Genomic DNA, 8,165 nt, shown 5'->3' on the forward strand with positions numbered 1-8,165 from the left:
GCGACATCGGCCTCGTCGGCTACGAAATGGCCCTGCTCGTCGACCGCGCAGGCACCGTACTCACCCCCGACCTCAGGGCAGAACTACAGGGCAGCTTGCTCGACTAAGCGCGTTACCAGCGAACGGGCGTGCGGGCCCGCGACCGTCCCGGACAGGGCCGGCAGCGGGCGCCGCGGCCGCAAGGAGGAGGACTCGTGAGCACGTCACCCGGCGCGCAGCCGTACGGCAGCTCGCACCAGCCGCCTGCGAACCCGTATCCCCCGCAGCCACCGGCCGCGGGGCGGCGCCCGCAGACGCCGAGCGGATTCGTACGCCCGTACGCGATGACCGGCGGCCGCACCAGGCCGCGTTACCAGCTCGCCATCGAGGCGCTGGTCAGCACCACCGCCGATCCCGAGCGGCTGCGCGGGCAGCTGCCGGAACACCAGCGGATCTGCCTGCTGTGCCGTGAGGTCAAGTCGATCGCGGAGATCTCCGCGCTGCTGACGATCCCGCTCGGCGTCGTCAGGATCCTGGTGGCCGACCTGGCCGAGGCCGGACTGGTCACGATTCACCAGCCGGGCGGCGACGAGGCCGCCGGCGGACAGCCAGATGTGACACTGCTTGAGAGGGTGCTCAGTGGACTTCGGAAGCTCTAGCGGCCCGGCGCGCGCCACTACTTCCGCGAAAATCGTCGTGGCGGGCGGCTTCGGCGTGGGCAAGACCACGTTCGTCGGCGCCGTCTCCGAGATCAACCCGCTGCGCACCGAGGCCGTCATGACCTCGGCGTCGGCCGGCATCGACGACCTCAGCCACGTCCAGGACAAGACCACCACCACGGTCGCCATGGACTTCGGCCGCATCACGCTGGACCAGGACCTGATCCTCTACCTGTTCGGCACCCCCGGCCAGGACCGCTTCTGGTTCATGTGGGACGACCTGGTACGCGGTGCGATCGGCGCCGTCGTCCTCGTCGACACCAGGCGGCTGGCCGACTGCTTCCCCGCCGTCGACTACTTCGAGAACAGCGGCCTGCCCTTCGTCATCGCCCTCAACGGCTTCGACGGACACCAGCCCTACAGCCCCGAAGAGGTCCGCGAAGCGCTCCAGATCGGCCCCGAGGCGCCCATCATCACCACCGACGCCCGGCACCGCGCCGAGGCCAAGAGCGCCCTCATCACCCTCGTCGAGCACGCCCTGCTGGCCCGCCTGCGCTGAGCGCGCGGCAGCACACGCGAGAGGGCCCCGCACCGGACGGTGCGGGGCCCTCTCGCGTACGGCGCTCGGCGCGCGGGGCCTGCTCAGCCCTGCCAGGAGTGCGGCGCGCGGAAGCCCGGGGTGCGCTCCAGCCGGCGCCAGCCGGCGGTGGAGCGGGAGGGGCGGTCGGGGGCGGCGTCGCCGCCGGCCGCGGCCCGCGCGAGCAGGATCGCGGTGATCGCGGCCAGCTCCTCCGGGGCGACATGGCCCTTCTCGACGCGCACGAGGGAATCGGCGGGTGTGCTCACAGTGGTCTCCATGGGTGCTGGCTACCGGGTGGGTACGGTTGCCGGGGTGGCAGGTTCGCGGGTGTGCGGCTGCGGTGCGGGCTACTGCGGCGGGTTGCCGTGCTTGCGCGAGGGTAGGTCCGCGTGCTTGGTGCGGAGCATGGCCAGCGAGCTGATCAGCACCTCGCGGGTCTGCGTCGGGTCGATGACGTCGTCCACCAGGCCGCGTTCGGCGGCGTAGTAGGGATGCATCAGCTCGGCCTTGTACTCCTTGACCATCGCCGCGCGCATGGCCTCGGGGTCGTCGGCACCGGCGATCTGCCGGCGGAAGATGACGTTGGCCGCGCCCTCGGCGCCCATCACCGCGATCTCGTTGGTCGGCCACGCGTAGGTCAGGTCGGCGCCGATGGACTGGCTGTCCATCACGATGTACGCGCCGCCGTAGGCCTTGCGCAGGATCAGCGAGATCCTCGGCACGGTGGCGTTGCAGTAGGCGTACAGCAGCTTGGCACCGTGCCTGATGATCCCACCGTGCTCCTGGGCGACGCCCGGGAGGAAGCCGGGGACGTCCAACAGGGTGATGATCGGGATGTTGAAGGCGTCGCACATCTGCACGAAGCGGGCCGACTTCTCGGACGCCTCGATGTCCAGCACACCGGCGAGCGAGGCGGGCTGGTTGGCGACGATGCCGACCACCTGGCCGTCGAGCCGGGTCAGGGCGCAGATGATGTTGGTGGCCCAGCGCTCGTGGACCTCCAGGTAGTCGCCGTCGTCGACGATCTCCTCGATGACCTTGTGCATGTCGTACGAGCGGTTCGGGTCGGCGGGCACCAGGTCGAGCAGCGCCTCGCCGCGCCGGTCGGAGGGGTCGTGGCTCTCGACGACCGGCGGGTTCTCCCGGTTGTTCTGCGGCAGCAGCGAGAGCAGGTAGCGGACCTCCTCCAGGCAGGTCTGCTCGTCGTCGTACGCGAAGTGCGCGACGCCGGAGACCGCGGAGTGGACGTCGGCGCCGCCCAGGCCGTTCTGGGTGATCTGCTCGCCGGTCACGGCCTGGACCACGTCCGGGCCGGTGATGAACATCTGCGAGGTCTCGCGGACCATGAACACGAAGTCGGTGAGCGCCGGGGAGTACGCGGCGCCGCCCGCGCACGGGCCGAGCATCACGCTGATCTGCGGGATGACACCGGAGGCGCGGGTGTTGCGCTGGAAGATGCCGCCGTAGCCGGCGAGCGCGGAGACGCCCTCCTGGATACGGGCGCCGGCGCCGTCGTTGAGCGAGATCAGCGGGGCGCCGGCCGAGATGGCCATGTCCATGATCTTGTGGATCTTCGTGGCGTGCGCCTCGCCGAGCGCGCCGCCGAAGATCCGGAAGTCGTGCGCGTAGACGAAGACCGTCCGGCCGTGGACCGTGCCCCAGCCGGTGATCACACCATCGGTGTAGGGGCGCTTCTCCTCCAGCCCGAAGCCCGTCGCGCGGTGCCGCCGCAGCGGCTCCACCTCACGGAAGGTACCTTCGTCCAGCAGCAGGTCGATCCGCTCGCGGGCGGTGAGCTTGCCCTTGGCGCGCTGTGCCTCGGTCGCCTTCTCACTGGGTCCGGCGACGACCTGGGCGCGGATGGCGAGGAGCTCGGCCACCCGTCCCCGGGTGTCGGTCACCTCTGCGGGCACCTCTTCCGATGTGGTCATGCAACGACAGTACGAGCCGACGGCCGCGAAAAGGGCCATCGACTTCGTACAGTGTCCGTCGCCGCTTCATGGCGGGATCCCACAGACGGTGGTGGACGGCAGCGTTCCGCTACGGCGTACGGGGCCCGCGCGATCCACGGGCCCCGGCCCCGCCTACCAGCCCGTACGGTTCAGCGGCCCTCGACCGCGGCGGCCAGCGCGAGGGTGCGGCGGGCCTCCTCGACATGCAGGTTCTCGATCATCCGGCCGTCCACCGTGACCACCCCGCGGCCCTGTGACGTGGCCTGATCGAAGGCCTCCACGATACGCCGGGCCCTTTCCACGTCCTCGGCCGCGGGCGCGAAGATCCGGTTGCAGGGGTCGATCTGCTTCGGGTGGATGAGGGTCTTGCCGTCGAAGCCGAAGTGGCGGGCTTGGAGGGTTTCCGCCTCGAATCCGGCCAGATCCGTGACGTCGTTGTAGACACCGTCCAAGATGGCCTTGCCCTCGGCGCGGGCCGCGAGCAGCGCCAGGGAGAGTGCCCCGAGCAGCGGGGCGCGGCCCGGCACATGCGCGGCGTGCAGCTCCTTGGCCAGGTCGTTGGTGCCCATGACCAGCACGGTCAGCCGCTCGGAGGCGGCGGCGACCGCGCGGGCGGCGAACATCGCGGCCGGGGTCTCGACCATCGCCCACACCGCGGTGCGGTCCGGGGCGCCGGCCGCCTCCAGCGCCTTCGCCACCGCGACGACGGTCCCGGGGTCGTCCACCTTGGGCACGACGACGGCGTCCGGCCCCGCCTCGGCGGCGGCCCGCAGGTCGTCGGCGTGCCACGGGGTGCCGGGCGCGTTGACCCGTACGGTGACCTCGCGGTGGCCGAAACCGCCGGCCGCGACGGCGGCGGCGACCCGCTCGCGGGCGGCGGGCTTGGCGTCGGGGGCGACGGAGTCCTCCAGGTCGAGGATCAGCGCGTCGGCGGGCAGGGTGCGGGCCTTCTCCAGGGCGCGCTCGTTGGCGCCGGGCATGTAGAGGACGGAGCGGCGCGGGCGCGGGGCGGTCGTCACAGGCCCACCTTCTCGGCGGCCGCGTAGGACGCGGCGAGTTCGGGGTCGCGCGCGGCGAGCGCGTCGGCGAGTTCGGCAACCACCCGGCACTGCTTGTAGGTGGCGTCGTCCTGCATCTTGCCGTCGATCATGACGGCGCCGGTGCCGTCGCCCATCGCCTCGATCACCCGCCGGGCCCAGGCCACGTCCGCCGGGGCGGGCGAGAAGACCCGCTTGGCGACGTCGATCTGCACCGGGTGCAGCGTCCAGGCGCCGACGCAGCCGAGCAGGAAGGCGTTGCGGAACTGGTCCTCGCACGCCGTGAGGTCCTGGATGTCCCCGAAGGGGCCGTAGTACGGCAGGATGCCGTGCGCGGCGCAGGCGTCCACCATGCGGGCGATGGTGTAGTGCCACAGGTCCTGCTGGTAGGTGACGCGGGGCGCGTCCCCTTGCGGATCCTCGCGGACGAGGTAGCCGGGGTGGCCGCCGCCGACCCGGGTGGTCTTCATCCGGCGGCTCGCGGCGAGGTCGGCGGGGCCGAGCGAGATGCCCTGCATGCGGGGGCTGGCGCCGGCGATCTCCTCGACGTTGCCGACACCGGCGGCCGTCTCCAGGATCGCGTGCACCAGCAGCGGGCGGTCCAGGCCCGCGCGCGCCTCCAGCTGGGCGAGCAGCCGGTCGACGTAGTGGATGTCCTGGGCGCCCTCCACCTTGGGCACCATGATGACGTCGAGCCGGTCGCCGATCTCGGTGACCAGGGTGACCAGGTCGTCCAGCGCCCAGGGCGAGTCCAGGCTGTTGATGCGGGTCCACAGCTGGGCGCCGCCGAGGTCGGCCTGCCGGGCGACGGAGACCAGCCCCGCACGGGCGGCCTCCTTGCGGTCGGCGGGGACGGCGTCCTCCAGGTTGCCGAGCAGGACGTCCGCCCGTGCGGCGAGGGCGGGCACCTTGGCGGCCATCTTCTCGTTGCCGGGGTCGAAGAAGTGGATCATCCGCGAGGGCCGCAGCGGCACCTCGTGCAGGGGGGCCGGCGCCCCCACGGCCAGCGGGCGGAAGAAGTCCTTCGCCGAGCGCATGCGTTCTCCCGGTGGGTCGGGTCGAGGGTTCGCCGCTCACCCTATGGCCGCCGGGCCGCGGAGGTTACCCGTCAGTATGTGTGCTGTTGGTCACCGGACGTCAAGGTCCGCCGACCCCCATGGTGCGCGATTCCCCGTCCCCGCCGGGCGCTGACGCGCGCGGGGCGGGCCGCCGGGAGCGGCCCGCCCCGCCGGGAGTCAGCAGCCGCAGCTGTAGTAGAGGGCGTCCCAGTGGCTGCCCTCGTCGGCGTAGATGTTGCCGGAGGCGGCCTGCCACTGCGGGTAGCCGTCGCCGCGCAGGCCGATGTAGGTGAAGGCGTTGTGCACGTAGTTGTTGAGGCAGGTGTTCTTGCCGAAGTCGAGCTTGTAGCCGTTCCAGTGCGAGTAGGTGCCGCTGGCATGGCCGGTCTCGGTGCCGCCGGTGATGTTGATGGCGCAGCCGCTCGCGTGCTTGAGGGTGACGGCGCCCTGGGCGGTGGCCTGGTTGAGCTGGTCGAAGGAGGTACAGGTCGACACGTTGCGGTTGGAGCAGCCGCCGGACGAGGACCAGGTGATGCCCGCGGCCGAGAACATGGCCGTGGCCTGGGCGTGGGTGAGCTTGGTGACGGCGAAGGCGTCGGTGGACGCGGCCACGCCGACGCCGGGGGCGAAGAGCGCGGTGGCGACGAGGGTGAGGGCGCTCATCGCGGTACGGGCACGCAGTCGCATGCGTTCCTCCTGCTGGTTCGGCTGGGGTGGAAGTGATGCCGGTGGCGCAGCAGGAGTGTGCCCGAGGTCTACGCGCGTCGCCAGACCTTTGAAGTGAACATGTCGTTACTGTGGCGCCCGGCGGGCGATTTCCCGCCGGGCGCGGCCGTTCCCGGGTGCCGCCTACTCCTGCGGTTCCAGCCCCGCGCGCAGCAGCCCGTAGGCATAGGCGTCGTCCAGCGCCTGCCAGCTCGCGGCGATGACGTTGTCCGCGACGCCGACCGAGGACCACTCGGACTCGCCGTCGGTGGTGGTGATCAGCACCCGGGTCGTGGAGTCGGTGCCGCGGGTGCCTTCCAGGATGCGGACCTTGTAGTCGACGAGCGCGAACTCGGCGAGCTTGGGGTAGATCCGCTCCAGCGCCCCGAGCAGCGCCCGGTCCAGCGCGTTGACCGGGCCGTTGCCCTCGGCGGTCGCGACGATCCGCTCCCCCTTGGCCCACAGCTTGACCGTCGCCTCGTTGGCGTGCACACCGTCGGGGCGGTCCTCGGTGATGACCCGCCAGGACTCCGTACGGAAGAAGCGCCGCGGGCCGCCGTCCACCGTGCGGTCCATCTCGCCGCGCAGCAGCAGCGCGAAGGACGCGTCCGCCGCCTCGTACGTGTAGCCCTGCAGCTCGCGCTCCTTGACGCGGGCCACCACCCGGCCCACCAGCTCGCGGTCCTCGCCCAGGTCGATGCCCAGCTCGCGGCCCTTGAGCTCGATCGAGGCGCGGCCGGCCATGTCGGACACCAGCATCCGCATGGTGTTGCCGACCAGCTCCGGGTCGATGTGCTGGTAGAGGTCCGGGTCCACCTTGATCGCCGACGCGTGCAGCCCCGCCTTGTGCGCGAAGGCCGACACCCCGACGTAGGGCTGGTGCGTGGACGGCGGCAGGTTGACGGTCTCGGCGACGGCGTGCGAGATGCTCGTCATCTTCGCGAGCGCGCCCTCGGGCAGCACCTCGCGGCCGTGCTTGAGCTCCAGCGCCGCGACGACCGGGAACAGGTTGGCGTTGCCGACCCGCTCGCCGTAGCCGTTGACGGTGCACTGCACATGCGTGGCGCCCGCGTCGACCGCGGCCAGCGTGTTGGCGACCGCGCAGCCGCTGTCGTCCTGCGCGTGGATGCCGAGCCGGGCGCCGGTGTCGGCGAGCACCAGGCCGGTCACCGCCTGCACCTGTGCGGGCAGCATCCCGCCGTTGGTGTCGCACAGCACCACCACCGACGCGCCCGCCTCGTGCGCGGCCCGTACGACCGCGGTGGCGTACTCGGCGTTGGCGCGGTAGCCGTCGAAGAAGTGCTCGCAGTCCACGAACACCCGGCGCCCCTGCGCCACCAGGTGCGAGACGGTGTCGGCGACCATCGCCAGGTTCTCGTCCAGCGTGGTGCGCAGCGCCAGCTCGACGTGCCGGTCGTGCGACTTGGCGACCAGCGTGATCACCGGCGCCCCCGAGTCGAGCAGCGCCTTGACCTGGGGGTCGTCCGCGGCCTTGCCGCCGGCCCTGCGGGTCGCGCCGAACGCCACCAGCGTGGCGTGCTTGAGGTCCAGCTCCTGGGCGGCACGTGCGAAGAACTCGGTGTCCCGTGGGTTCGCGCCGGGCCAGCCGCCCTCGATGAACCCCACCCCGAAGTCGTCCAGGTGCCGGGCGATCGTCAGCTTGTCGGCGACGGTGAGGTTGATCCCCTCGCGCTGGGCGCCGTCGCGCAGCGTGGTGTCGAACACGTGGAAGCTGTCGTGCGGTGCGGCAGTCATGGCTTGAGAAACTCCTGTCGGGTGGTGAGTGGGTTACCGCCCGAGGCTCCGGCCTCGGGCGGATCCAGCTCCACTGCCCCCATCATCCCCCGTGCGTTTCCGCCTCCGGCGCGGGTGGTCCGGAAACGAAAAAACCTCTCGCGGATGCGAGAGGTCTGCACGCGGGTCTGGGACACGGTGACGTTCCACTGGGGTCAGGGCAACGTCACTGCGGACCGGCGTGCTTGCTGCCAATAATGACGGCGAGATGCACGCGGTCAGTGTTGCACACGCCGCCGCCCTACGGGACGGGGTCTCACGATACGGGCGGAGCGCCCCGAAGGGGCGCGGGGAACTGCGCGCTCAGCCCCCACCGGGGCGCGGGTCGTCACCGACCCGAAGGGTCTCTTCGGTCCGATCCGGTCCCGCGGCCCGGGGGGGCAGATGGGAAGAGCACACGG

General features: G+C 71.7%; 8 protein-coding genes and 1 pseudogene. 3 read left to right on the forward strand and 6 right to left on the reverse strand.

Annotated features, from left to right (window positions below):
* From ACWERV_RS36175 to ACWERV_RS36185, 3 genes and pseudogenes are all read left to right on the forward strand, one after another.
* A pseudogene (locus ACWERV_RS36175) lies at positions 1-107 on the forward strand (roadblock/LC7 domain-containing protein); the annotation flags it as partial.
* Between the two features lie 21 nt (positions 108-128).
* Positions 129-638 (forward strand): DUF742 domain-containing protein, encoded by a 510-nt coding sequence (locus ACWERV_RS36180; RefSeq protein ID WP_398186887.1) that lies wholly within the window; start codon positions 129-131, stop codon positions 636-638.
* Complete coding sequence (locus ACWERV_RS36185) at positions 619-1,197, forward strand: GTP-binding protein (RefSeq protein ID WP_398186889.1); 579 nt, start codon at positions 619-621, stop codon at positions 1,195-1,197. The genes ACWERV_RS36180 and ACWERV_RS36185 overlap by 20 nt, the downstream gene beginning before the upstream one ends.
* A gap of 83 nt (positions 1,198-1,280) precedes the next feature.
* On the opposite strand, the gene ACWERV_RS36190 is transcribed toward ACWERV_RS36185, so the two are convergent.
* The 6 genes from ACWERV_RS36190 to cimA all read right to left on the reverse strand — a co-directional run bounded on the left by ACWERV_RS36190 (position 1,281) and on the right by cimA (position 7,725).
* On the reverse strand, positions 1,281-1,496 hold the full coding sequence (locus ACWERV_RS36190; protein WP_398186892.1) for an acyl-CoA carboxylase subunit epsilon: 216 nt from the start codon (positions 1,494-1,496) through the stop codon (positions 1,281-1,283).
* Positions 1,497-1,565: 69 nt separating this feature from the next.
* Positions 1,566-3,149 (reverse strand): acyl-CoA carboxylase subunit beta, encoded by a 1,584-nt coding sequence (locus tag ACWERV_RS36195; RefSeq protein WP_398186894.1) that lies wholly within the window; start codon positions 3,147-3,149, stop codon positions 1,566-1,568.
* Between the two features lie 170 nt (positions 3,150-3,319).
* On the reverse strand, positions 3,320-4,189 hold the full coding sequence (locus ACWERV_RS36200) for an HpcH/HpaI aldolase/citrate lyase family protein (protein WP_398186897.1): 870 nt from the start codon (positions 4,187-4,189) through the stop codon (positions 3,320-3,322).
* Positions 4,186-5,244: an HpcH/HpaI aldolase/citrate lyase family protein gene (locus ACWERV_RS36205; RefSeq protein ID WP_452941092.1), complete on the reverse strand. Its 1,059-nt coding sequence runs from the start codon at positions 5,242-5,244 to the stop codon at positions 4,186-4,188. Before ACWERV_RS36205 ends, ACWERV_RS36200 begins: the two co-directional genes overlap by 4 nt.
* A 198-nt stretch (positions 5,245-5,442) precedes the next feature.
* Positions 5,443-5,952 (reverse strand): hypothetical protein, encoded by a 510-nt coding sequence (locus ACWERV_RS36210; protein ID WP_398186903.1) that lies wholly within the window; start codon positions 5,950-5,952, stop codon positions 5,443-5,445.
* 162 nt (positions 5,953-6,114) lie between these two features.
* The gene (gene cimA / locus ACWERV_RS36215) at positions 6,115-7,725 is read right to left on the reverse strand and encodes a citramalate synthase (protein WP_398186905.1); all 1,611 of its coding nucleotides are present in this window, start codon (positions 7,723-7,725) and stop codon (positions 6,115-6,117) included.
* Between the last annotated feature and the right edge of the window lie 440 nt (positions 7,726-8,165).

It is taken from the genome of Streptomyces sp. NPDC004031 (assembly GCF_053604375.1).

What these genes read in the sequence shown, in the direction of transcription:
- ACWERV_RS36210 (WP_398186903.1), bottom strand. Translation starts at nt 5,952, where the DNA reads ATGCGACTGCGTGCCCGTACCGCGATGAGCGCCCTCACCCTCGTCGCC.
- ACWERV_RS36205 (WP_452941092.1), bottom strand. Translation starts at nt 5,244, where the DNA reads ATGCGCTCGGCGAAGGACTTCTTCCGCCCGCTGGCCGTGGGGGCGCCG.
- ACWERV_RS36195 (WP_398186894.1), bottom strand. Translation starts at nt 3,149, where the DNA reads ATGACCACATCGGAAGAGGTGCCCGCAGAGGTGACCGACACCCGGGGA.
- cimA (WP_398186905.1), bottom strand. Translation starts at nt 7,725, where the DNA reads ATGACTGCCGCACCGCACGACAGCTTCCACGTGTTCGACACCACGCTG.
- ACWERV_RS36190 (WP_398186892.1), bottom strand. Translation starts at nt 1,496, where the DNA reads ATGGAGACCACTGTGAGCACACCCGCCGATTCCCTCGTGCGCGTCGAG.